Origin of the sequence: Clostridium sp. AF20-7, assembly GCF_003479275.1 — a bacterium.
Lineage (GTDB): Bacteria > Bacillota > Clostridia > Lachnospirales > Lachnospiraceae > Otoolea > Otoolea fessa.
This window is the reverse complement of sequence record NZ_QUGF01000004.1, coordinates 252,423-277,265: the sequence shown is the minus strand read 5'-3', so window position 1 is coordinate 277,265 and position 24,843 is coordinate 252,423. Positions and strand designations below refer to the sequence as shown.

General features: G+C 31.9%; 29 protein-coding genes and 2 pseudogenes. 27 read left to right on the top strand and 4 right to left on the bottom strand.

What is annotated here, in order from left to right; genetic code table 11:
• Positions 1 to 10: 10 nt before the first annotated feature.
• The 7 genes from DWX68_RS05705 (at position 11) to DWX68_RS05675 (ending at position 5,992) form a co-directional block, all read left to right on the top strand.
• Entirely contained in the window at positions 11 to 1,072 is a 1,062-nt protein-coding gene (locus DWX68_RS05705) for a radical SAM protein (RefSeq protein WP_182432143.1), read from the top strand.
• Positions 1,062 to 2,105: a radical SAM protein gene (locus tag DWX68_RS05700; RefSeq protein WP_118401245.1), complete on the top strand. Its 1,044-nt coding sequence runs from the start codon at positions 1,062 to 1,064 to the stop codon at positions 2,103 to 2,105. Before DWX68_RS05705 ends, DWX68_RS05700 begins: the two co-directional genes overlap by 11 nt.
• Positions 2,095 to 2,559, top strand: a complete 465-nt coding sequence (locus tag DWX68_RS05695) for a hypothetical protein (RefSeq protein WP_117481528.1) — start codon at positions 2,095 to 2,097, stop codon at positions 2,557 to 2,559. Before DWX68_RS05700 ends, DWX68_RS05695 begins: the two co-directional genes overlap by 11 nt.
• Positions 2,559 to 3,428: a PqqD family protein gene (locus DWX68_RS05690; RefSeq protein ID WP_118401244.1), complete on the top strand. Its 870-nt coding sequence runs from the start codon at positions 2,559 to 2,561 to the stop codon at positions 3,426 to 3,428. The genes DWX68_RS05695 and DWX68_RS05690 overlap by 1 nt, the downstream gene beginning before the upstream one ends.
• 76 nt (positions 3,429 to 3,504) lie before the next feature.
• A complete protein-coding gene (locus tag DWX68_RS05685) occupies positions 3,505 to 3,687 on the top strand; it encodes a hypothetical protein (RefSeq protein WP_117801575.1) in 183 nt (60 codons plus the stop codon).
• A 138-nt stretch (positions 3,688 to 3,825) separates the two neighbouring features.
• Positions 3,826 to 5,463: an ABC transporter ATP-binding protein gene (locus tag DWX68_RS05680; protein ID WP_118401243.1), complete on the top strand. Its 1,638-nt coding sequence runs from the start codon at positions 3,826 to 3,828 to the stop codon at positions 5,461 to 5,463.
• Positions 5,464 to 5,665: 202 nt separating this feature from the next.
• Entirely contained in the window at positions 5,666 to 5,992 is a 327-nt protein-coding gene (locus DWX68_RS05675) for a DUF3784 domain-containing protein (RefSeq protein WP_117801573.1), read from the top strand.
• Positions 5,993 to 6,092: 100 nt separating this feature from the next.
• Here DWX68_RS05675 and DWX68_RS05670 read toward each other — a convergent pair.
• From DWX68_RS05670 to DWX68_RS15080, 4 genes and pseudogenes are all read right to left on the bottom strand, one after another.
• Positions 6,093 to 6,998 (bottom strand): annotated as a pseudogene (locus tag DWX68_RS05670) (IS256 family transposase); the annotation flags it as partial.
• Between the two features lie 147 nt (positions 6,999 to 7,145).
• Entirely contained in the window at positions 7,146 to 8,276 is a 1,131-nt protein-coding gene (locus DWX68_RS05665; protein WP_182432142.1) for a phosphotransferase, read from the bottom strand.
• An 80-nt stretch (positions 8,277 to 8,356) separates the two neighbouring features.
• Complete coding sequence (locus DWX68_RS05660; RefSeq protein ID WP_182432141.1) at positions 8,357 to 9,070, bottom strand: LytTR family DNA-binding domain-containing protein; 714 nt, start codon at positions 9,068 to 9,070, stop codon at positions 8,357 to 8,359.
• Between the two features lie 895 nt (positions 9,071 to 9,965).
• Positions 9,966 to 10,145, bottom strand: a pseudogene (locus DWX68_RS15080) (DUF6783 domain-containing protein); the annotation flags it as partial.
• On the opposite strand from DWX68_RS15080, the gene DWX68_RS15075 reads away from it, so the two are divergent.
• From DWX68_RS15075 to DWX68_RS05565, 20 genes are all read left to right on the top strand, one after another.
• On the top strand, positions 10,083 to 10,232 hold the full coding sequence (locus tag DWX68_RS15075; RefSeq protein WP_322099874.1) for a DUF6783 domain-containing protein: 150 nt from the start codon (positions 10,083 to 10,085) through the stop codon (positions 10,230 to 10,232). The pseudogene DWX68_RS15080 and the gene DWX68_RS15075 sit on opposite strands and share 63 nt — an antisense overlap.
• 197 nt (positions 10,233 to 10,429) lie before the next feature.
• Positions 10,430 to 10,810, top strand: a complete 381-nt coding sequence (locus DWX68_RS05655; RefSeq protein ID WP_117801570.1) for a helix-turn-helix transcriptional regulator — start codon at positions 10,430 to 10,432, stop codon at positions 10,808 to 10,810.
• Entirely contained in the window at positions 10,788 to 11,516 is a 729-nt protein-coding gene (locus DWX68_RS05650) for a LytTR family DNA-binding domain-containing protein (RefSeq protein ID WP_117801569.1), read from the top strand. The genes DWX68_RS05655 and DWX68_RS05650 overlap by 23 nt, the downstream gene beginning before the upstream one ends.
• Positions 11,517 to 11,625: 109 nt before the next feature.
• A complete protein-coding gene (locus DWX68_RS05645; protein WP_243027568.1) occupies positions 11,626 to 13,062 on the top strand; it encodes a GHKL domain-containing protein in 1,437 nt (478 codons plus the stop codon).
• A gap of 100 nt (positions 13,063 to 13,162) precedes the next feature.
• Complete coding sequence (locus tag DWX68_RS05640) at positions 13,163 to 13,570, top strand: response regulator (protein ID WP_117801568.1); 408 nt, start codon at positions 13,163 to 13,165, stop codon at positions 13,568 to 13,570.
• A 155-nt stretch (positions 13,571 to 13,725) separates the two neighbouring features.
• Positions 13,726 to 13,869 carry a cyclic lactone autoinducer peptide gene (locus DWX68_RS05635; RefSeq protein WP_243027566.1) on the top strand — a complete coding sequence of 48 codons (144 nt, stop codon included), beginning with the start codon at positions 13,726 to 13,728 and terminating at the stop codon, positions 13,867 to 13,869.
• 1 nt (position 13,870) lies between these two features.
• Complete coding sequence (locus DWX68_RS05630) at positions 13,871 to 14,461, top strand: accessory gene regulator B family protein (RefSeq protein ID WP_118401239.1); 591 nt, start codon at positions 13,871 to 13,873, stop codon at positions 14,459 to 14,461.
• 246 nt (positions 14,462 to 14,707) lie between these two features.
• A complete protein-coding gene (locus DWX68_RS05625; protein WP_118401238.1) occupies positions 14,708 to 15,160 on the top strand; it encodes a sigma factor-like helix-turn-helix DNA-binding protein in 453 nt (150 codons plus the stop codon).
• Positions 15,132 to 15,383 carry a helix-turn-helix domain-containing protein gene (locus DWX68_RS05620; RefSeq protein ID WP_044924637.1) on the top strand — a complete coding sequence of 84 codons (252 nt, stop codon included), beginning with the start codon at positions 15,132 to 15,134 and terminating at the stop codon, positions 15,381 to 15,383. The genes DWX68_RS05625 and DWX68_RS05620 overlap by 29 nt, the downstream gene beginning before the upstream one ends.
• Positions 15,384 to 15,770: 387 nt before the next feature.
• Complete coding sequence (locus DWX68_RS05615; protein WP_015543500.1) at positions 15,771 to 15,962, top strand: DUF6462 family protein; 192 nt, start codon at positions 15,771 to 15,773, stop codon at positions 15,960 to 15,962.
• 99 nt (positions 15,963 to 16,061) lie between these two features.
• Positions 16,062 to 16,235, top strand: coding sequence for a CopG family transcriptional regulator (locus DWX68_RS05610; RefSeq protein ID WP_226855577.1), 174 nt, complete (start codon positions 16,062 to 16,064; stop codon positions 16,233 to 16,235).
• A gap of 36 nt (positions 16,236 to 16,271) precedes the next feature.
• On the top strand, positions 16,272 to 17,510 hold the full coding sequence (locus tag DWX68_RS05605) for a site-specific integrase (protein WP_118401237.1): 1,239 nt from the start codon (positions 16,272 to 16,274) through the stop codon (positions 17,508 to 17,510).
• A 176-nt stretch (positions 17,511 to 17,686) separates the two neighbouring features.
• Complete coding sequence (locus DWX68_RS05600; RefSeq protein WP_118628810.1) at positions 17,687 to 18,157, top strand: methionine--tRNA ligase subunit beta; 471 nt, start codon at positions 17,687 to 17,689, stop codon at positions 18,155 to 18,157.
• A gap of 160 nt (positions 18,158 to 18,317) precedes the next feature.
• Entirely contained in the window at positions 18,318 to 18,701 is a 384-nt protein-coding gene (locus DWX68_RS05595) for a DUF6462 family protein (protein ID WP_347475164.1), read from the top strand.
• The gene (locus tag DWX68_RS05590; RefSeq protein ID WP_055195496.1) at positions 18,691 to 18,918 is read left to right on the top strand and encodes an excisionase; all 228 of its coding nucleotides are present in this window, start codon (positions 18,691 to 18,693) and stop codon (positions 18,916 to 18,918) included. Before DWX68_RS05595 ends, DWX68_RS05590 begins: the two co-directional genes overlap by 11 nt.
• Before the next feature lie 13 nt (positions 18,919 to 18,931).
• A complete protein-coding gene (locus DWX68_RS05585; protein ID WP_118628808.1) occupies positions 18,932 to 19,315 on the top strand; it encodes a TnpV protein in 384 nt (127 codons plus the stop codon).
• A gap of 45 nt (positions 19,316 to 19,360) precedes the next feature.
• Positions 19,361 to 19,660, top strand: coding sequence for a hypothetical protein (locus DWX68_RS05580; protein ID WP_243027565.1), 300 nt, complete (start codon positions 19,361 to 19,363; stop codon positions 19,658 to 19,660).
• Positions 19,661 to 20,352: 692 nt separating this feature from the next.
• Positions 20,353 to 20,766 carry a single-stranded DNA-binding protein gene (locus tag DWX68_RS05575; protein WP_118628807.1) on the top strand — a complete coding sequence of 138 codons (414 nt, stop codon included), beginning with the start codon at positions 20,353 to 20,355 and terminating at the stop codon, positions 20,764 to 20,766.
• A gap of 62 nt (positions 20,767 to 20,828) precedes the next feature.
• Entirely contained in the window at positions 20,829 to 21,032 is a 204-nt protein-coding gene (locus DWX68_RS05570; RefSeq protein WP_118628806.1) for a helix-turn-helix transcriptional regulator, read from the top strand.
• Between the two features lie 13 nt (positions 21,033 to 21,045).
• Entirely contained in the window at positions 21,046 to 24,675 is a 3,630-nt protein-coding gene (locus DWX68_RS05565; RefSeq protein ID WP_118628805.1) for a DNA methyltransferase, read from the top strand.
• Positions 24,676 to 24,843: the final 168 nt, after the last annotated feature.

Sequence of the window (24,843 nt, the reverse complement as noted above, 5' to 3'; positions counted from 1 at the left end):
GAGGAATAACATGACAAATTTTTTTGCAGCCGGAATTGATGTAACAAATAAGTGCACATTAAAATGTCTACATTGTTTTAATTCTAGTGGAGGTTTAAAAAACCAGAGAATGGATGAAATGAGTGATGAGGAATTAGAAAGAATGGCATATGATGTAATTGATTGTAGGCCAGTTTCTATATGCATGTGTGGAGGAGAACCACTTTTAAGAAAGGAAAGTATTTATAAGATTGCAAATTATTCAAAGAACACTTGTGTTGATGTGAATATGGTAACAAATGGAGAGTTAATGACTAAAGAAATTGCAAAAAAGCTTTGGCAGTCAGGAATATCTAGTATACAAGTTAGTTTAGACGGTAGCACAGAAGAAGTGGTGGACTGGTTACGAAACAAAAAAGGAGCATATAAAAATGCAATAAATGCAATAAAATATCTGGATGATACAAGACAGGAATTGGGTATAAATAGAAAAATATCCGTATCATTTATTCCGCATAAAAAAAATTTTGAGCAGTTAGAAGAAGTTATATATTTGTGTGAAACTCTCAATGTTGACTCGTTTAGAGCACAACCCTTAATGCTATTAGGGCGTGCAATGGATAATTTAAATACATACAAATTGAACTACAAGGAATACCAAATAGTGGCTCAAAAAATAAGTAAAAAAAATAGTGAAAACCAGTCTATGGGTAAAAAAATGGATTTGATATGGGGAGATCCAATTGATCATTTGTTAAATGATGATATAGATCACGGAAAATTTACACAAATTAGTGCAAATGGAGATATATTAATTTCTGCTTATATACCAATTGCTATTGGAAATATTAAAAAACACAAATTTAGTGAATATGTAAACAAAAATTGGGAGGAAGTTTGGAATCATAGATTATTTGCGTATTTAAGAAATAAGATGGTTTCACCTGAAAAAATGAATTTAGGTGGCATAGAAGGAATGCCGGAATTGGGATATGGAAAAATTTTATTTGATATTTTGGAACCTGAATGGAGTCAAGAAATGGACAAGTTTTATTTGAAATTGATAAGTGAAGAGAGGAAAAATGAGAGGTAGTGATATAAATATAGATATAACAAGAAAATGTACACTAAAATGCAGACATTGCTATAATCACAGTGGAGAAATGAACAATGATGAGTTAGCATCAGATGAATTATTTCGCATAATGAATGATTTAGCTTCTACTAGACCTGATAATTTTTGTATTTGTGGAGGGGAACCTTTATTAAAAAAAGAAATAATTTTTCGATTTATTGATCACCAAAAAAAAATAAATAGCGAAATGAATATTGGAATGGTAACAAATGGAGAACTGTTAACGGAATCTATTAGTGAAAAATTAATTTATTACGGATTAAATAATATTCAATTTAGTATAGATGGAGCTACAGAGAATTCACATGATTGGTTGCGTAATAAAAAAGGTTTATTTGAAAATTTATTACATACAATTATGCAACTTAATATTCTTAGAAGAAAAGCTAAATCAGATATTAAAATTTCAGCAGTATGTTGTCTTAATAAAAGAAATTACGAAGAATTGCCAAAGATAATTGAGTTATGTACGCGTTTGGGCATTGATATCTTACGTGTACAACCTTTAATGAAGATGGGAAGAGCTAAAGAAGGGTTAGATGCGTATAGTTTAAGTAAAAATGAGTATATACAAGCCGCTAATTATTTATTGGTTAACCGATATAAAAATATTCAAAAAGACGGAATTTCTATTGAATGGTGTGATTCATTAGAACATTTATTTATGGAACAACTAGATTTTATCCAGGTTAATGAAAAAGGTGAACTTTTGTTAAGTCCATATATTCCAATTATAATTGGGGATTTAAAAAAACATAGTATTTCAGAATATTTAAAGAAAAACTATGGAGAATTATGGAATCATCAATTAATAAGAACTTTTAGAAAAAATATAGGTTCTGCTAATGAAATAATACTAGGAAAAGATTTTCCAGCAGAAGTAGGAATGAATTACATGAAATTTGATGTATTTAGTGAAGAAAATATGGAACAAATGAATAAATGTTATGCAGAGCTAATTAAGAGCTATGGAGGTCAAAATGTATTGTGAAATTTTAAGTGATAAAGTTATTGATATTTCAATGTTTATAAAAGAAAAATGTGTTAGTGAAAATTGTAATTATATATATAGTGTGGATTTTAATTCTAATGAATATAGTTCACGTTGGTTAAGAAAACGTTTTTTTGATCATGAATTGGTTGCATTTGCAGACATTCAAAACGATGAGATTAAAGATATGATTTTAATTGAAAAGAAACAGTGCGAAGACTTGAGCTATTGCAATCTTCTAATTTTTCCGTGGAATAAAAAAACATTATTAAATTATGCTATAGCTGAAATCTATAAAGAAAATCATCAACTAACGAAGTTAAAATTAGTTATAGTGAAGCGGGACTTAAATAAATGTAATATTGAAGAGTTAGGCTTTGAACTGGAATTGTGTATTAGAAGATTCAATAATAGTTGTAGAGATATTGTATCATATGCATATATGATACAGTAATGTTAAAAATATGGGATGATGAAAGTTACGGAATGGAGAGAAATATGAATAGAAGCACATCAGAAGTAATGAGAAATTCAAGACCAATCAAAATGGATGAGAATATGCGTAATATTAAAGTAGAAGGAGATAATAGTTTTTCTTTTGTTTCAACATTTTTTAGTGTTTTAGGCAGGATAATGATTAATAAAGCTGCTTTTAATATTCTGGAATACTGTGACGGAGACAATAGTGTGCAAGATATTTGTCATCTGTTAAACACAAAGTACGATATAGATGAAGACATAATTTATAAAGACGTTGATAAAACATTACAGCTATTTTGGAGATTAAAGGTTATTAAAATGACAGGAGAAAATTATTTGCTTGACAGGTTTGTCTACATATCTGACAAACTTAAAATTAAATATTTGCAGTATGAAGAGCTATTAGATCTTGTTTCTAATATAGATAGTTTAAAAGATTCATTGGTTATTGCAGAGGAAGGATTAGGCTTATTAAATAATGAGAATATTCTTAAATTAGTTTGGAGTAGTGGAATTATCAGTGGATTTTCTATGGAAGATAATAATGGAAATGTTGCGAAGATAATAATTCAACCTAATATTAAATATAAAATATTTGAGATTATATACATAGAGGATGAAGATAAGTTACCGGAGAGATGGACAGATATTTTAATAAGTTTCATGAAAAAATTATATCGAGAAACTCTTGAAGCTAAAACATTAGTAGAAGATGGAGAAAAAGTTGTTTTGATATATAAAGCATTTAATAAAGTGGTATTAGATTCTTCATTTAAAGCAATCGGAATACTGAAAAAGGAGTATCAACAAAAAGATGTTTATGTTTATTCCTCTGAACAATAAAAATAAAACATTTTGGATTTAAAAATTATTGAAATATTATAATTTTTAAATAAAAATATTAGAAAGGAGGCTACATATGGAAGATTACGAAAGACCTGAGATCAAAGTAGAAAACTTATCAGGCGATGGACCGTCTACACATTCGGCTGCAATAGGACCTGTAATGGTTGCAGGAGCTGTATATTTAGTGGTTGCCGTGTTTGGTGGAGCTTTTGTGTATTTAACTGCCACATGGAACAATGATTGGGCTTCTGGCTAAAGAAAATTGATTTCAGACATTAAGCAAAGGCGCCTTTTCATTATTTTATATATAGGGAAGGCGTCTTTGATTTTTATTAATAAAGGATTGCTGAGCGTATAGAAAAACAACAATTATTAATTAATAGTGGTGAAAAATATGGAAAATATATCTGATATAAAAAATAATTTATCTTCTTTTTGTGCAAGTATAATAAAATGTAATTTAAAGGGATTTACCTTGATATTATTATTTAGTACCATTATATCAAGTATAGGACTTGCTAATACATATTTGATGTCTCAAATTTTAGATGTTTTATCTCAGGGTGCGACAAAACATATGGTAGTTAATTTTATTATTATTTTTATTATTGTACAATCAGTTAAGGCATTAGTTACATATATATTTCAATATATAGTCATGAAATATAATATGAAGATTTCTAATTCATTAGTAAAAATGATTGTAAACCGCTTACACGGGGTGAAAATTTTAAGTGTGAAAAAATATGATAGCGTCTATTTAGCAGAACGACTTGATTCGGATACAATGTTGGTAACTAATTTTGTGATTTCATCGCTTCCCAGTATTTGTATGAATATAATTATTTTATTATTGGTGTTCAATTTAGTCGTGCTGATAGAGTTAAAGTATGGGATAATCTTAGCTTGTATTTGTGGATTGTATATTTTACTGTATTTATTATTTAAAAATGGTTTATATATAAAGATGCTAAATTACAGAAATGCAAAATCTAGATATTTACAGTCTATTAATGAGCAAATAGCATTTATAGATTATGTACAAATTCATGTTATATATAGAGCATTCTTAAAAAGATTAGAGAAATATTATGATGTATTTTATAAAAAGGGAATTTTATTACAGAAAAATAGCAATTTGTATGTTCTTGTTCAAAGCGTTATATATTTAGTAGGATTTAGTTTGGTGATTTATTTTGCAGGAACTGATTTAGCAAATGGTAGGATAACAGTTGGGCAATTTACTATAATATTTACATATATGGGGATAGCTCTCAGTAATACAAATCTGATATTGACCTTTGGGCAAACATATCAAAACACAAAAACTTCATACAATAGAATAAAAGAATTATATCAATTAGAACTGAGAGAAGATGGTTTATTAAAAAAAGAAACAGTTAACTTTATTGAAGCAAAGGATATTTCTTATATTTTTGAAAATGGAAATGGATTAAATAAAATTTCAGCTGATTTTCAAAAAGGTAAAAGATATCTTATTTGTGGATCAAATGGTGCAGGAAAAACAACATTTATTAATATTTTAATAAGACAGTATAAAAGTCTTTCTGGAGATATATTCATTGATAATATCAATATAAAAAAAATTAATTATGAACAATTACGTTTAAACTGTTTTTCTGTAATGAATCAAGAACAGAAGTTTCCTTCTGTATCTGTAGTTGAGTATATAAACCTATCAAATAATACAGAGTATTCTACTCGTGAAATAATTGATAGATTAATTATGAAAGATATGTACAATATAGCTATGGATATACACGAGGTGTTAGAAAAGGAGACTCAAAATATCAATATGCTGTCTGGTGGTGAAAAACAAAAAGTGGAATTGGTAAAGACCATATTAAAAGATGCGGATGTATATTTTTTTGATGAACCAACAGCACATTTGGATCAAGAGTCTCGAGATGAATATTATCAGTATTTAAAAAAACAAAAAGATAAAATTATTGTTGTAGTTTCACATAATAGTCAAGAGAGGCAATATTTTGATGTTATATATGAAGTATGAGTTTCCAATTTGACAAATTTAATATTTACAAAAATGTTTGAATTATCGATAAAAAGATGGTATATTGAAATAAAAATGAGTTTTATACTGGATAAAATTGAAAGCTTTATTTGTTCTTGGAGGAAGAAGTTAAGAAAAGTGCTATTAGAAAAGTATTGTTTTGAATTGTAAACTTTTATTTCTTACAAAGTGTGAGGTGATTATGATGAAAGATGTTATAGTTGAGCTACTTATAATGGCTTTTTTTCTACTTATAGGTTGTTTATTATTTAATGGAAGAGGCGGATGTTTTATACCGATATACAATGCACTCTCAGAAAAAGAACAGAATAGCTATAACAAGAAAGTGCTTTTCAAAGGAGTGGGCATATGCTATTTGGTATGTTCAATGTCTGTAGGATTAATGATTATCAGTAAATTATTTGAGGTTGTATGGTTGCCATATATTTCAGCTATAGTTATAGTTATAAGTGTTGTACTACTCAACATATGGATGTGTTTGAGTAAAAATATAAGAAACTATAAATGAGCAAGTTCGTGATTTTTCATAAAAGAAAGACACCTTAGAGTATGAAAATTTTTTGTGAAATAATGTTTAGAAGGTTCTTCTATGATAAATAAATGTCATTAGGAGAGCCTTTTTCTGTTACACGGTCTAAGGCTGCCAGGGCTTTTTTCGTCAGACGCCTGATAAATGGTCTTCAGGTCCGTGTCAAATGTTTTCCTGTCCTTATCAGGGACATATTTTAAGGTGTTTCTTACCTGGTGCACGATACAGCACTGATATTCGATTTTAGGGAAAACTGCAGCAATAGTTTTTTTGATGCCGGTTAAGCCATCTGCGCGGATGACCAGTACATCTTTTTCGCCCCGGTTTTTCAGCTCGTTCATAACAGAAAGCCGGTATTTTGCACTTTCATTATCACCCACACTAATAGTCAGAACTTCCTTCTTTCCTTCTGTGTTAATTCCCAGAATTACGTAAGCTGCAAGCTTTCGGATCACGCCGTTGTCCCTTACAGAGTAGAGGATCGCATCGATGTAGAGAATGGGATATACTACGTCCAGCGGTCGGTTCTGCCAGTCTTCAATCTGTAGCAGGATCTTATCGGTCGCATCAGAAATAAAGCTTTCCAAAGTCTCAAATCCATATATATCCTCGATAGTTTCTGAAATCTGCCGGATAGTCATTCCCTTGGCATACATGGAAATGATCTTCTGGTCGATATCGGAAATGTCTTTCTGACGTTTCTTTACTACCTGTGGCTCGAATGTTGATTTGCGATCCTGCGGCATTTCGATTTCCATAGAGCCGTACCGGCTGTTGACCTGTTTACGTTTATAACCATTGCGATAATCATCATTATCTGAGTGCTCTGATTTTTCATAGCCGAGATGATCATCCATTTCTGCTTCCATCTTTCCTTAATGGTACCGCCCAAGAGATCTTTGAGTGCGTCCTGAATATCTTCAGCAGATTGGATATCATACTCTTCAAGGAGCTGATGGATAATATTTCGTTTTCCCTCTGTCATTTATACTCGATGTACAGGTTTCTTTTGTCTTGCCATAATAAAAGGCCTCCTATGATTTTAATATTTTATCATAGAAGACCTTGATGATGTTTATTTTACAGAGATTTTTTCACCGGCTCGCTTTTTGAACAATATATTCTTAACAAATCAATTTACATGTAATTTTTTAATTCGCTTAATAAAATTCTCGCAACTTCCATATTTTTCACTGTTTGTTATAAGGTCAATACCTATAATGAGTAAATTCTTTCTAAATGCAATGTTATTACCTTTTTCATCCATAATTGACACCTCTTTTGCTAATGCAATGCCAATAGTTCTTCGTATAATTTCAGTTCCGGCATATGCAGCACTATCAATCATTATAGTTTTATAATTTTTTGGTATTTTTTCTGATAAATCTTTTTCGAAGGTTGATAATATATTGTAAATTATTTTAATAATAAACAAACAGTATTCTTCATTATTTGTCAAATGAAATAAATAATCAATTATTAAATTTGCCAAAAGACATCCAAGATCAAACCCTATTGGTCCCCAACAGGCGAATTCTGGGTCGATTACTTTTACTTGATCATTATTTACCATAAATGAACCCGTGTGTAAATCTCCATGAATAATAGATTGTTCCTCATTTTCAAAAACTTCCCGTAAACTTTCTACTTTAGCGTTCAATCTATCATTATGATATATGTGTTCTTTTACCCAACTTTCTAATTCAGCAGGAACTTTATTTCTCTTTTTTATATTATTGTACGGTTCGATAAAAATAAGTTGCTTTGTTAATTCTGACAACCTATTTCCTCGAAACTTATATCTGAGTTTTTCTAGTTTATCGTTTGGGTTAAATGTTGCATTTTCAATTAATACGCAACGTAAATACATTGATATATTATCAGAAATACATTGGTATTTTTTCATAGAAATAAGAGCTTCTCTCAAACTACAATAATCTACTAAATCTTCCATAACGATTATTCCAGCTTGAGGATTTGCATATAAAATCTGCGGCGAAAAATTTGATTTTTTTACTGTTTCTAAACTATAATAGGAATATTCAAAATAACTCCTGGAAATATCCAATAGTATATCTTTAGATATTCTACTTTCATATTGTGCAACTTTTATTATAATGGATTTTTGGGTTCCTATTTCTTTTATCCTATAGATATAATTTAAATTGCCATCGCCAATTTCGCTTATGAGAACTTTGTTACTTTTAAATGAAATTTGTGGTAATACACTATCAATAATATCCTGAATATGATTATTTGGCATTTTTATCCCCCTTTTTAATATATCGTTTTCTATTTCCAAATACCTAGAAGTATTAACATTTTGTAGTTGCATATAAATTTTTACAATTTTTTCATCTTTAAATTTTGTAAATGACGTGATTTGATTTCTTGGCGATATTTTTTTGCAACATACAATACTTCATTATTTTTCAATTTTAATTGATCACATTTAATGCTGGCAATTTCTGTCAGGTTTACAATGCAAGATATATGAATAGCTGCAAATTTCGATGGATTTAACTGTTCCCAAATTTTTTCCAATGTGATATTACATTGATAAACTCTTGCATCAGTTGTATGGATAAAGGCTTTTCTTCCTAACTTTTCAATATATAGAATAGATTGACATAATATACTATAGTTACATTTGCGATAACTGAATAAAAATAGCCTTTTAGTTCTGTATAAATAATTAAATGCGTTATATAATGTTGTGCTAAATTTATTGTAAGTTAAAGGTTTTAGCAAAAAAGCAAATGTAAAAACTTCGAAAACATCAAAAACGCATTTTGCATCATTTGATACAAAAATAATCAAAGCTTCTTGAGAATCTTCACGTAATTTTCTGGCCACTTCCAACCCCAACATGTCTTCCAATTCTATGCTTAATATATATATGTCAAAGTTTTCATGGTGTTGTGTTTGATACTTATATAATTCTTTTGCGTTTTCAAAAACTTCATAATCAAAATTAAAGAATTTTATATTCTCCAAGTATTTTTCCATTTGTTCGATATCATTTAATGATTTATCACAAATAGCTAAATGTAACATAAAGTTTATCATCTCCATCCATAATATGAATATTCTTGCGTCAAGAAACCTTGATTCCGGCGTAGTGGAAACCAACTTTGATTGGCTTGATTACCTATAATAAGAAATAGAGCCTATGTCAAGCCCAGAGCCGCTTTGCGGGGCGTTAGCCGACTTTACATTGGTAACTTGTATTCTATATACTTGCCAATCGGTTTCCTAATCACCGGACAGCATGGACATCCAAGCCGGAATATTCAATAATATAACGATTATAGATATTGCATTGGTGAAATATCTTGCAATTTATTGATAAAATATACACTTATACAAAATCTAACTCTTTAATATAATTTCGAAAATTTTAATGCTTACACTATAATAATACTTTTATAATATGTTGTTTTTTCCTTGATGTAATAATATCGAATAATCATGACATTTTTACATAGTAAGGAAGTGGGGAGATGTATAGGAGAAGAAAATAGAAATGTTTCCAAAGATGAACTTGCAGATATAATTTACACAAGTATTTATTTGGAGTCCATTCGGTTTGTATGGTTGTATAATTAATTAATAAAAATAGTAAGATAATCGAGAAAATGATCTTGTTTATCTTACTATTTATATTGTTATGGTAAGGTTATGCTTTCTAAACCCATATTTTTGGTTGCTTCCCAAAATGTAGCCTTAGAAAAGAAATAAAACATCTGTTAGTGATGCGACAAGGGAGGCCGATCAAATTAGCATTGACAGTCTATCATATACAACATGGAATTGTAAATAACATATAGGATAAGGGTATTAGAATTTATAATATATTTAAAATTCAAAAGTACATATATAATTTTTGAGAGATATGCAAATTTAGAATATAAATATGGAAATAGATATTTTGAGTGTAGTGTGGTGGATATTATGTAAATGTAGTAGAAAAAATGCAAAGAAGATAGAAAGAATATATAGACCCGTTTACGAGTGAGCCAGTGAAAAAAATGAGCCTAGAGCGTGTTTGAAAAATCATTCCCGCAATCTGTACGCCCCACTTTGTGGTATATTTTGCCCGAATTCGGTTATCGTAGCCCGCTACGATGCCCTCATCCGAACAAAATCTCCTACAAATTGTGACGCACATCTTGCAGAAAGCCTTTTTCAAACACGCTCTAGGGGAGTTAGTAAATAAATGATATTGTACAGTTGGCAAACATTTTAATGATTTTTTAAACTCAAGATCCGGAAACGTGCTTTATATCAGGAAAAAACAAGCTAGAGGCTAAGACAACAACACTAATCAATGTAAATGAATACTTCTATTATTTGTATCATGAAAACAAGAAAAGGGTAGCATGATATTAGAATAAAAATAAGGAGTATAGGATTATGGAAAGTCGTATAAAAAATCTTCGGGAAAAAAGAGGAATCATACAAGAAATATTAGCTGCAGAATTGGGAATTACTCAGCAGATGCTTAGTAAATATGAGAAAGATGTGACAGTGATTAAAGTTGATATTCTCAAAAGGCTGGCAGAGTATTTTAATGTGACAACAGACTATCTGTTAGGGATGTCAGATGTAAAAAGGGATTTAACAGGACAGATTAAACTCAATGAAACATTGGATGAGTATTATGATATGATTGAAGTCTACAAGACATTAGATCAATATGATCAAGAATTGGTCTGGTCGCTTTTGCAGATTGTTAGAAAAAATGAAGAGAAAAAGAAAAAGGACAGGGAAAATGATAAATGTAGCAATCTGTGATGATGTTGTTTCTACAACAGGGAAAATAGAAACTATGTTGCAAAACATAGCAAAAAGAAATTTTATGCCAGTAGATACGGATGTTTTTTGGAAAGGAGAACATTTGGTTGATTCTGTAGAAATGGGTAATTCTTTTGATATTATCTTTCTGGATATAGAGATGGGACAGGAAGACGGCATTACAGTAGCACGGAGAATTCGGAAGATTGATAAAAGTGTTTTGATTGTTTATGTTACAAGCCATGAAAATTATATGATGGAGTCGTTTGAAATCAGACCTTTTCGTTTTCTGGTGAAGCCTGTCAGTAGAGAAATGATGGAACGGTGTTTGCAAGCAGCCTATGAAGAAATAAGTAGTACTGACAGTTATTTTCGATATAGTTACCAACGGATCAATCATAAAATTCCAATTGGGGAAATCCTTTATTTCGAGAGTAATCGAAGAAAGGTAAAGATAATTACAGAAAAAGAAAATTTTGAACTTTATGGAAAGCTTAATGATATTGAAAAAAGTTTGGAACGGAGTAAAGTGGCATTTTTGCGGGTGCATCAGTCTTTTTTGGTAAGTTATAAACATGTAGAAGAAATAGGATATGATTTTGTAGTGTTGAATAATGGAAAAAGAATACCTATTAGCGAAGACAGGCGGAAGATTATCAGTGGACAGTACTGTGAAATGGAGGACACTTTTTATGTTGATGTATAAATAGATTATGGTAAGGTTGATATACTTCGTATATTATTTTCTTAGTGTATCTGCTTTGGCTTTTTCCATATTTTTAATAGGAAAAAAAGGAGTCTCGATAACAGTTAGCATGGACTACTTTGCGGATAGAAACTTTGGTAATAATTCATATGATTTCCATAATGAAAAGAAGATTTCAATTAGTGAAGATAGAAGAATAAACAGTACTGTTCGATGGGGGATACGTTTTATGTTGGTGAATAAAATGTTGCTGAATGTGATAGCGATATTGCTTGTAATATTTGCGATATTTCTTTTTTCTTACTATTTTTCAATGTTTTTTACAAGAAGAAAGAAAAAAATAGCAATTGTGATTGGATACATCATTTTTGTAGTTTGGCAGTTGCTGCTTTTGAATGCTAGTACATTACCGGTTTATATAAATATAATCATTACTATTGTAATAACATTTATTTCAGTGATGTGTATTTATGAAGGAAGAGGTTGGAACAAATGTATTTTTGTTCTGGCGTTTAACGCAATTTGGATGATGATAGAAACGGTAAGCGGATATATACTCTCAATCTATTGTAATCAATTTATGTATTCTCAGATGTATGGAATCTTGGGATCAATTATATCGAAAATATTATTTTTATTAATTATTTTTGCTTTAAGGAAGGTATTTTTAACAGGTGGAATTACAGAGTTTTCTGTTAAACACAGTATTATGTTAATTCTGATTCCAATTGGAAGTATCTATGTTATGAACGAAATTTTTTTGTTTAGTTACAAAATAAATAATGATCGTGCATATTTTCATTCGGCAATTGCAGCAATTATTTTGCTGTGCTTAAATGTACTGATTTTTTATATTTATGTAAAATTGATGGATGATTTACAACTAAGACGAATGACTTCTGTTTATGAACAACAGTTGGAATTATGTGAACGTCATCAACAAGAAAGAGAACTTTCTATGTTGCAATTAAGGGACATAAAACATAATATGAAAAATAATCTAGTATCTATTCTTGCTTATGCAGAGAAAGGAGAAGATGAGAAAATCATAGAATTTATCCAAGATATAATGGAAGAAAGTGGCTTATCAATATCGGAGGTTGCAAATAGTGGTAACATTGTAATTGATTCTCTACTTGGATATTGGTATGTAACAGCTCAAAAGAAAGGGATAGATTTCTCCTTGAACATAAAGGTTCCTATGAAGATGGAGTTTAAGGGTGCAGATATATGTCTAATACTTGGGAATTTATTAGAAAATGCTGTAGAAGCGGCTGAAAAGGCAAAAAAGAAGAAGTACATAAAAATCCAAATGAAATATGATAGAGGTAATCTGTTGATATTTTTAATGAATAGTTACCAGGGGCGATTAATCAAAATGAAGGATAAGAGACTGAAATCTACGAAATCCGATGCTGGAAATCATGGTGTTGGTTTGCCGTCGGTTTACCGAGCTGTAGCAAAGTACAATGGAACGGTTACAGTTGACGATTCTATACCAGAAAGATTTCTAGTGAGAGTTGTGTTGTATGGAGAAAAGGAATAATTACATGAATAGCCGGAATTATTACCACGTAAATAATATTTGAAATAACATGATAAAATATAAAAATAATTTTACGATTTGAATGTCATGGTAGGGTAAAATGAAAAAAATATTATTATTTAGTGACCATAGAGAAATATTTAAAACTACAAGTAAAATAACAAAAGGAAAATATAAATTGAGGTGGTGTACCTATGATTGGTTGAACGATGATAAGCATTTTAATCCAGATGTTATTATTATGTATTTTAATAAAAAAATGGTTGAAAAAGGAACATTTGAATTTATTATCAGAGTAAAAGGAATGTTGGGAAATACAATTCCAATTCTTGCTCTGATTGAAAATGGGACAAAGCAGGATATTTTTTCAATACTGAAGGCTGGAGTGTATGATTATTTGGAGAATGTGGAGGATTTACAGGAATATCAAAAAAAAATAGAAGAGATATTATTGTGGGTATGGTACTTGAAAAAATATGGTTCTCAAAAAGGTTGTAATGATCAATGAATTCATTGCAACCTTTTTTGTTAGGAAATATTGATGTTTGTAGTGCCCCAGGAAAAAGTTACATGAATACTCGTTTTTTTTACAGGAAAAGAAATGGAATGTATTTTTGTAGTATTGTTTTAAAAAGAAGACGAAAGGAGAGTTTTACTATGACTATGAAAAATGTAAAAAATCAGTCAGCGAAAGCACTGGCAAATGTATCTTTAAAACTTGGAAAAGTATCAGCAGATAGCGCATGTTGCTATATCTTTCACCAGCCGAAAGTTCCGAAGAACTTGAAAAAACTTAAAAAGATTTGAAATGAGACGGCTGTCAGAAAAATTAACAGAATATGTTATTAAGACTGGTACAGTTTCCTCGGAATCATATGATATATATCAATATGGCTTTCAGATTGGACTTGAGATGCTATGCTGTTTCGTAACTTGTTTGAGTATAGCAATATATATGCATATGATTCCGGAATTTGCAATATTTACTGGGATTTTTATGTTGCTACGGACTTATGCCGGTGGCGTGCATCTTAACAGTTTTGGATCATGTTTTATATGTTCAGTCACTGTACAGATAATAGCAATGTATTTTAACAGTAAATATAAGTTTACGGTAGGTACAGCGTGGCTTCTTATATTAGTAAGTGCGATACTGATCTTGAAAGCTGCACCAGTAGAGTGCATTAATCGAGAACTTGATGATACTGAAAAAGAACACTGCAAAAAAGTAACCATGAAAGTCTTAATTGCTGTTATTGTATTTGCTGGTTGTTGTACACTTGCAGGAATACTAGACATACTTTCCTTAGTTGCACTGACTTCCTTTATAATTTTAATCTCTCAGTATGTTGGTATTTTGAAATATAAAATTGAAAAGAGCAAGAATAAGCGGAGATGATAAAAAATTGTTTCCGCTTTTTTTATTATATGGAATGGAGGGAGAAAATTATTTTTGAATATTAGATTATTTATATGAAAACGTCCAATGGATTTCAATCCATAGGGACGTTTTTTTGTATATCATAAGAACTTTTTATAGAGTTTTTCTTTTAAACCCGAACAATGGGGGTTTCCCAATCGGGATAAGGGTGAAAGGGAAAAAGACCTTTGCTCATATCTCATGGTCGGGAAGGAGGTGAACTCTATGGAGCAATCTTCTTCCTACGATGAGAAAACGGTAATGCACCAGTTTGATCGAAAATGCAAATTGGCATTAAAGGGCGAAATAGTGGATTATGAAAGACATTTAGCTTATCTTAGAAAACACGAAACTTTGTTTTCAGAATTATCTGAACAAGAGATGGAGAGCCTTTCTATATTTGATGAATATGAATTGGAAAAAAGCTATTTTCGAGCAGGTGGTTATGATGTGGAGGTAAAAAATGCTCTATTGGCAGAAGCATTAACTGCGCTGACAGAGAGAAAAAGGGACATTATTCTTTTGTCATACTTTATGGAAATGAATGATGCGGATATAGCAAGAAAACTGAACCTTGTCAGAAGTACGGTACATGAGCATCGTACACGATCGCTTGAAATACTAAAGATTATGCTGGAGGAAAATGTAGGTGAAAACGGAAGAAAAAAGCGTAAATAATAAAAAATTGATACCGTTTTGGGTAATCGAAAGAGCATTGGAGGGTGACATTCAGGCGATAAATAAAATTCTGAAACATTATGAAGGATATATTGCAAAATTATCGGTCAGAAAAATGTATGATGAGTATGGCTGTGTTCATTATTGTGTAGATGAAACACTTCGCAGACGTCTGGAAACAAAATTGATAAAAACAATTATTGGATTTAAAATAGTTCGCTAAAAAACATTTGAAAGCATCCCTTTCTGCTGAAAAAGCTATTTAGCGTTGTTTGTACCTTGAAAATTTAATATTTATTCTGCAGGACATATGAAACAGAGGAGCTATATAGCAAATACGCCAAGACTGTCTGCATTATAACTTTGCGACATCGTGACGCAAAGTAGAAATGTTGTAAACGAAGAAATATCAAAATGATATTGAAGTAAAGGCACGAGCGATAAATATTTGGCTGTAATCAGGAAGTGGGATTTTTGTGGCGAAGATACTGTTTCTGATAATGATACTTCCGGGAAAGCTGCCCGGTCTGGAAAGATGGTGAAATACCAATGAAGCTATTACCCGATGGCTGCCTGTGGGATTGTTATAAATTGGGAAAGGAGCGAAAGAATGCAAAGACATATTATAAATAGGAAAAGATTTGTTCGTTATAAAGAAGGTGCAGAAATGTACAGCATGTGTCAAAGTAAGTTTGAAAAAATGGCAAAGGAAGCAAATGCTGTCTATAAGCTGGATAAATTGGTACTGGTGAATTGTGATATTTTTGAGGCATATCTGGAAACATTCCGAACCGGTATTTAATGATAAATAGTATTGCAAGAGTTTTTGTGCTACGAAAAGTATTGACTTTTTGCATGACAAAAAGTATAATGTAATCAAGCTATGAAGGAGGTGCATACGGTGGCTAAAATGGGGAGACCGAAAGCAGAATCCCCTAAAAAGAAAAATGTAAGTTTCCGCTTAACAGAGGAAGAATATCAGAAATTGTCAGAGTATGCAGCGAAGCATGAGCTGACTACAACACAAGCGATACAAAAAGGTATTGATCTTTTATATCAGATGCCAGAAAAGTAACACAAGGACTCCTTGCTACATTAGGAAGGAGTTACAGTGGCAAAAGCAAGAAAAGATAATAGAGGCAGGGCCTTACGCAAAGGCGAGAGTCAACGCCAGTCCGACCTGATGTACATATACACTTATACAGATCCATTTGGAAAAAGAAAATATACATATTCTAAGGATTTAGTTAAGTTAAGGGAAAAAGAGCAGAAATTGTTAAAAGACCAATTAGATGGTCTTGATGTGTATGCTGCGGGAAATGCCAATCTTAATTTTGTATTTGATAGATATATTTCTACGAAAACAGAGTTGAGGCGAACAACTTATACCAATTATATGTACATGTATGATCATTACGTCAGAGACAGTTTTGGAAAGAAGAAAATCGGAGAAATCAAATATTCAGATGTACTGTACTTTTATTATCATTTGATAAATGAAAGGAAATTACAGGTTAATACATTAGAAACGATTCATACGGTGCTTCATCCAACATTTCAGTTAGCAGTGAGAGATGATATTATCCGAAACAATCCATCTCATGGTGTAATGTCAGAAATAAAAAAGAAACCAGGGAGGAATCATGGAGTGAGACATGCGTTGACAGTAGAACAGCAGAGAGCATTTATGAATTATACATCGAACAGTCCAGTATTTAATCATTGGGCACCATTGTTTACCGTTCTTTTAGGTACAGGGTGTCGTATAGGTGAGATTATTGGGATTCGATGGGAAGATATTGATTTAGAGAAACGACTGATTAATATTAATCATAGTGTTACATATTATCCACGCAGAGCAGAAACAACCAAATGCGAATTTGCTGTTTCATTACCTAAAACAGAGGCGGGTATTCGTACAGTTCCGATGATGGAGCCAGTATATAATGCTTTTATGGAAGAGTATGAATATCAGAAAGAAAATGGATTCAGTACCGTTACACTGGACGGTATGGAGGGATTTATATTTACAAATCGGTTTGGCAATCTTCATAATCCGCAGGCAGTCAACCGGACGATCAAACGCATCCGGGAAAACTATAATGCAGAAGAAATTTTGAAAGCAAAAAAGGAGAAAAGGGAGCCGATCATTATTCCACATTTTTCCTGCCATCATTTGAGACATACTTTTTGTACGAGATTCTGCGAAAATGAAACGAATATTAAGGTGATACAGGCAGTTATGGGACATGCAAATATTGAGACAACGATGGATATATATGCCGAAGTCACCGATATGAAAAAAACAGAAGCAATAGAAAAATTATCACATAATTTAGACATATTCTAGGAAAGAGTCCTTGTGGGCTTGATTCTATGAGGTGCAACAGAATTATGTGGTGTGCAACAGAACTACAACAAATACATACTGAATAATACCTTATAATAGGTTGAAGTCTTTTTGAAAATAATGTATAATACCCGACAGTACGGGATAGTATGGTAAGCGAATCAGTTTTCCCGACAATGAAGTCCTTAGATGGTGTAAATAAGAAAAATGATGTAAATAATCAGGCTTCTGAAACAGCAGAAAAAAATGTAGAAGCAGCACCGGAAAAGATTGATTTCTCAAAAGTAAAGATTGAGCCTTTATTTGAGGAAGCAGTTGATTTTGACACATTCTCAAAGTCAGATTTCAGAGCCGTTAAGGTAAAAGAATGTGTAGCAGTACCGAAGTCAAAGAAGCTGTTGCAGTTTACCCTTGATGACGGAACAGGCGAAGACCGCACGATTTTAAGCGGTATTCACGAGTATTATGAGCCGGAAGAACTGGTTGGAAAGACTTGCATCGCTATCGTAAATCTTCCGCCGAGAAAGATGATGGGAATTGACTCCTGCGGTATGCTGATTTCGGCAGTACACGAAGAAGATGGTCGTGAAGGCTTAAATCTTCTTATGGTAGATGACCGTATTCCGGCAGGTGCTAAGCTGTACTAAAATTAAATATAAAATCTCTAAAACCATGATGTCAGACCATAGTTGACAACAAAATTTGGGATAATAATGAATCGTTATGAAGCATGACGAATTTCAGGTGAAAGGACACAGGTTTGAGAATGAAATCAAAATTGATTCACTGAATCAATGATTGATATGCATGACAACAAGAGCACTTCTTAGAGTTAATCTAAGAGGTGCTTTTTTTCGTACTAAAAAATATATCCCGGCAGTCAACTTCTGTAAAACAGTAAATCAAATATTGGAGGAAAGCATCATGGATAAAAATTATAAACCAATCACAAGTATGAAAGAAGTACCGGAGCAGCTTAGGAAATTGCGCCGACAGTATCTACGTTATCAACAGGCAGAGATTATTTACAGTATTTCTCATAAGAAACTTTTTGAACTCGCCAGTGATGCAGGTGCGATTTACAGAATAGATGGAACCGTATTGATCAACCGGGATATTTTTGATGCCTATCTGGAACGATTCCATAAACCAGCGACAGGAAAGGGGAAGGAGATAAAAGATGAGCGGTAATGTATGGATGTTTTCAGATGAAATTGATGATGAAGATCTGGAATTTATGAGTCATGACTACGTGACCTATAACATGGCGTGCGAATACTACAGACTTGGAATCAAACCCGTTGTTCGTATGGCGCATGAAGCAGGAGCGGTATATAAAATCGGGAAAAAAGTGCTGATTCGAAGAAGCATATTTGAAGCGTATTTACGTGAACAAAGGAAAATCTGAGGGAGGCAAGCACATGAGCGAATTAAGAAAAAAGATACATGATGATAATAATGGATTGGATTATGTACTGGTAGGAGATTATTATCTGCCAGTGTTATCCTTACCAGAAGAAACTAGACCGATTGGCTACTGGGGGATGCTTCGGAAGGAATATCTGAAAGAACATAAATCAGGAATGTATAGCTGTCTTCTTCTGACCGCCAGGCTGGACAGTCATCTGGCAGATGTGAATGAACAGGCACAGGAACGGTTTGAGCTGATTGAAGCACAGATACGAAGTGCTGAAGGCGTAACAGAAGACTTGAAAGCACAGAATCCTATGAAATGGGTTCGCAGAGCAAATAATATCCGGAACCGTGTACAGGAAATTGTATTGAGCGAATTGGTATATGTATAGGAGGGCGTATGAGATGCAGGATTGAGAAAGAGTAGGTGAGAATCTATGAAAATGACAAAAGAAATTGAAGAATTTTTAAATCTGGCAATAACAGAACACATGGGGAAAGCATATACGGACTGGAAATTAAAACAGCAGACAGATACAGAACCAGATAAAGTCGAGGAAGAGTACGAAAGAGTAATAGCTTCACTTTTGCCGGAGCAGAAAGAAGCAATCACAAAATATTGTGATGCTATATTCAACAGTGGGGCAGATACGGAGGAATTCTTTTATCGTCTCGGGTTAAAGGATGGTATGAAGTTACGAAAAATAACAAAAAACATATTGAAATCTCTTTCGTAAGTGAAAAGTAATACGGAGAAGCATTGACTGCAATGGTGGTTGATGCTTCTTTTTTCAAAATAATATGACATTATGTCATCTGCCACGTGTGATTAGTGGAAAAAATCGGCTTAATATTTTTCGAAATATGAAAACAGTGAAAGAATAGTTCATTTATGTATAAAAAACTTGTAAAAGGGGTTGGTAAATACCATTTCTTAGGCTTTATAAGTGGGGAAACAATTATTTTTTAAATAATTTTCAAAATATGTCTACTTTGTCTGCTCTCAGTACAGAGTAAATGAAGGGACTAACGAAAATAAAAGTAAAAATAATTTTTGCATTTGCTCTACTCACTTGACTTTAGTAATTAGAGGACAATTTGCAAGAAAAAAATTACATTTCGTGATTTTTATACCGTAAAAATTAGCGGACAGCATGATTGTTTCTTCAATGTACCTTGAAAATTAAAAAGTGTGCCTGAAAATTTAACAGACCTATGCCATAACCTTTCTTTTCTGGAAGCGAGCGAGGATATAATGACACTCCCGATGATGGGCGGGCTGACCAAAGCCAGATGGTCAGTTGCCTGTAATATACAGGCAGAGGCAGCCTGAAACGACTGCGAATGGACAGGATAGAACACAAAATATACTTAACCATGTGAATAAACAATTTTACAGAGGGTGTAGACCCGGAAAGGACAAAAAATTATGAATAAAGTGATTTTAATGGGAAGATTGACAAAGAATCCAGAGCTGAAATATGCAGGAAAGGCGAATGATATGGCGGTAGCAAGATATACACTTGCTGTAAATCGTAGATATAAAAAAGATGGAGATCAGGAAGCCGATTTTGTTTCCTGTGTTACCTTTGGTAAAAATGCGGAGTTTGCACAGAAATATCTTTACAAAGGAATGAGAATTGTGATTGCAGGTCGAATTAGTACAGGTAATTACAAGGATAAGGATGGAAAGACAATTTATACTACAGAGATAATTGTGGAAGAACATGAATTTGCTCAAAATAAAAATAGTGATATATCTACAGAATCAGCAGCTAGCAGTGGAACGGATAAAGATGGATTCATGAATGTACCGGATGAGGAAGAAATTCCATTCAGTTAAAAAGATATTCAACCTAACGAAATTGTGATACAATAAAAAGGTAAGAAATGCGGAGGTAACTTATGGGTGTATGTTACAACAAATTATGGAAGTTGCTCATAGATAAAAATATGAAGCGGATAGAGCTACAACACATTGCAGGTATTAGTGGAAATATACTTGCCAGACTGGGGAAAAATCAATATGTATCAATGGAAACTATTGAAAAAATATGCAAGGAATTAGATTGTACTGTTGATGATATTATGGAGTTTACAGAAAGTTAGTGAGGGATTGTAAATGGCGAAAGAATCTATAGAAGCTGCATTAAAGCGATTTGATGAACGTTATTATAAATTGAGATTAGATAAAGTAATCCTCGAAAGTTTTGGAAATAATCTGTTGTCGTATATGAAACAGATTAATTCTGCAGTAAAGAATAATGAAACAGAAGAACACATTAAAAATATTGTAAATAGATTTTTAAAAGCAACTTTTTATTCTGACCCCAAATTTGAGATTAATGCATACAAAAGAGTAGATAGTGCTATTATGTATAATAATATTTTGTATGCAATTTTAGAAATGAAAAAACCGGCAAATAAAACGGAAATGGTCATGGAAGATGATATTAACCGAAAGGCTTTATGGGAAATAGTGTATTATTATCTTTGCGAAACCAGAGATGTTTCTGGGGAAAAGGTTAAAAATAATTATAATTCAGAAATACGTAGATTGATTATTACGGATTCTCGGACGTGGGTATTGATTAATGCTCAAAATTTAGACAAATTGTGTGAAGGTTATATCGAAAAACTTTTTTATAAGTTTGAAAACAATCAGTTGCCATATAGAGATGTAAATAAATTTTATGGTGCATTATCTGAATATTTTTCACAGATAGATATTACTGAAAAATTGAGGTATGTTTATTTTGAAATTGATAAGATGTATTCAAAAAAATCAAAATGGCAGTATTTGTTCAAGATATTTAAACGTGACTATTTGCTGAAAGATGGATATAAACAGATTGCAAAAACTCATGTATTGAATGGAAAATTTTATCAAGAATTACTTTATCTTATGGGGTTGAAAGAGGCAAAAGTAGATAAGAAAAATGTAATTATTATTGATCCATCTGTAAAAGGGTCCTTGGCAAATCAGGTGTATTCAATTTTAACTGAGGAAAAAGAGCAACCGGAAAATCTAGCGAAAGAAGAAACATTTGAAATTGTGTTGGTATGGATTAATAGGCTTTTATTTATTAAGCTTTTTGAAGGACAACTTATCGCATTTAATGGAGATTGTTCGGAATACCGCATTTTGGATAATGACAAAATAAGAGATTTTCAGGACGTTCAATCGATTTTCTTTGATGTTCTTGGAAAAAGAGAAAGAGATGATTCATCATTTTTAAAGCAATTCGAACAGATCCCATATTTGAATAGTTCATTATTTGAGCGGTATGAAGTTGAAACAAAGTATGTAAATATTCGCGAAATTAAAAATCAATCAATACAGAAAAAGAAGGCATCAATTCTAGAAAAGAAAAGTCCAGATAACATACCGCTTTTGGAATATATTATTGACTTTTTAAATGCATTTAGTTTTACTGCACAAAATATAAATGAAGATGAAAAAATTACTTCCAGTGAAATAATTGATGCATCTGTTTTGGGTCTGATTTTTGAAAAAATAAATGGATATAAAGAAGGTTCTTTTTATACTAAGAGTTTTGTAACGGAATATATTTGTCAGGAAACTATTGAAAGTACGATTATTGACAAACTGAATAAGGAATTTATGTGGCATTGTAAGACTATTGATGATGTCAAATTTGCAATGGATACAAATTCTTTTGCCCAGATAAAAAGAATAAATGAGATTATAGATAGTTTGAAAATCTGTGATCCAGCAGTAGGCTCAGGACATTTTTTGGTTTCTGCACTTAATAGAATTATTGCCTTAAAAAAGGAACTAGGAGTGCTGTTGAAATATGATGGAAAGACACCGTTCCGGGAATATGAAATAGCTGTAATTGATGATGTATTATGTGTGTTTGATGGACAAGGAAAAGAATTCAAATATAATCCGAATGACTTCCTTTCACAGTCAATACAGAAAACTCTTTTTATAGAAAAAAGAAAAATTATTGAAAATTGTCTGTTTGGAGTAGATATAAATCCGAACGCTGCTGCTATTTGTCAGTTGCGTTTGTGGATAGAACTGCTTAAAAATGCTTATTATGAAAATGGTGTTATGGAGACATTGCCAAATATTGATATTAATATCAAATGTGGTAATTCTTTGATTCATAAGATTCATTTTCAGGTAGGACAGAATATTGGAACGAAAGATGCTGGATTTTCAAAAACAGATCAAGCGTTGATTAAAAATTATAAGGACACAGTAAAAAAGTATCATTCAGCATCAGATAAACGTGAAAAACATGAACTTAAAAATATTGTTTTAAAGATCAAAGATAATCTTAATATGGCTTGCCAGCAGATGGTAATGAAAGCAAAAGGAAGCCAATTATATTTGGCCTACGAAACGAATTATGCATTAGATATATACAAAGATTCTTTCGAATGGGCAATAGAGTTTCCAGAAATTATTTCTGAGAAAGGAACTTTTCTTGGTTTTGATTGTATTATCGGTAATCCACCGTACATCAGAGTACAGGAATTAAGCCACGAGGATGTTGATTATTATAAAGATAATTATAAAACAGCATGGAAAAGAATTGATATTTCAACATTGTTTATAGAGTTAGGCTACAGTTTAGTTAAGATGGAAGGAAAAGTAGCTTTTATTACATCTAATCAATTTCTTACAACAGATTATGGAACACTTATTAGAAAATTTATTAGTGACAACACATTTGCAAATAAAATTGTAGATTTTGCGGATTTGCCTGTTTTTGATGGAGCGATTACATATGTGAGTATTTTCTTTTTGGAGAAAAAATCGGTACGAAGAAAAAGTTTTTGTTTTTATAAAGTCCCGAAACTTCCTTTTATTGTTCCGTCGTCCGAACAATTTATCGAGATTCCGTATAATTCGTTAGAAGAAGAAGGATGGATACTGAAAAGCAAAGAAGTCAAAGATTGTCTTAATAAAATGAAAACGGCTACATCGGATATGTTAAAAAAATATGCAAAATGTTGGGCTGGAGCATTTACCGGTAAAGATGATATCTTAATGTTTATGAAAGATGAAAAGGTTCCTTTTGAAGATGAAATGACAATTCCAGTCATAAGAGCAGATAGTTGTTTACGATATGCATATGCAAAACCAACAAGAAAAATATATTATCCTTATACTGAAAATGATAACAATACGGTTTTAATACCGCTGTGGAAAATTGAAAAATTGTATCCACAGACCTATGAATATATCATGGAGCATGAAGAAGAACTTAAAGCAAGAAAGGATTCAAGAAAGGTATTTGAGGATAAGGAAGGCTGGTATGGATTAGTTAGATTTGGAAAATTATCCAGATTTAAAAAGAAAAAAATAGTAAGCCCAGGAGAAGTTAAGGGAAATAAATTTTCACTAGATATTTCAGGGGCTGCGTTTAGCTGCGGTAGAGTGTTTTCTGTTACATCAGAAGATGAGAAAGTGAGTATTGAGTATATTTTGGCTTTTTTAAATTCGAAATTATGCGAATTTTACTTACATAATACAGCAGCATTAAAGCAAGGGGGATATTATTCATATTCTTCGACAGCCATTGATGCCCTTCCGTTTATTTATGATGAAAAAAAAGCTAGTCATATAGAGCAACTTGTAATCAATATTTTACTACTCAAAAGTAAGCAAGAGGATAGCTATAATCTTGAAAAAGAAATTGACCAGATTTTTTACGATATGTATGGTTTTTCGGAGCAGGATCAGAAGGTTGTAAGACAATATTTAGAAATGTAAATTCTCTTAGCGAAGCTAAGAGCGCACTTCTATACAGGCAATTACGTTTGCCTGTATTGTGCGACCTGCGGTGCTGCTTTCAGATTTGAAAATCTTAATCTCAAATATAGCGAAATTATAGATTTCGGACAAGGGGATATTCTCCTTGCGGCATATGTGCCTATTCAC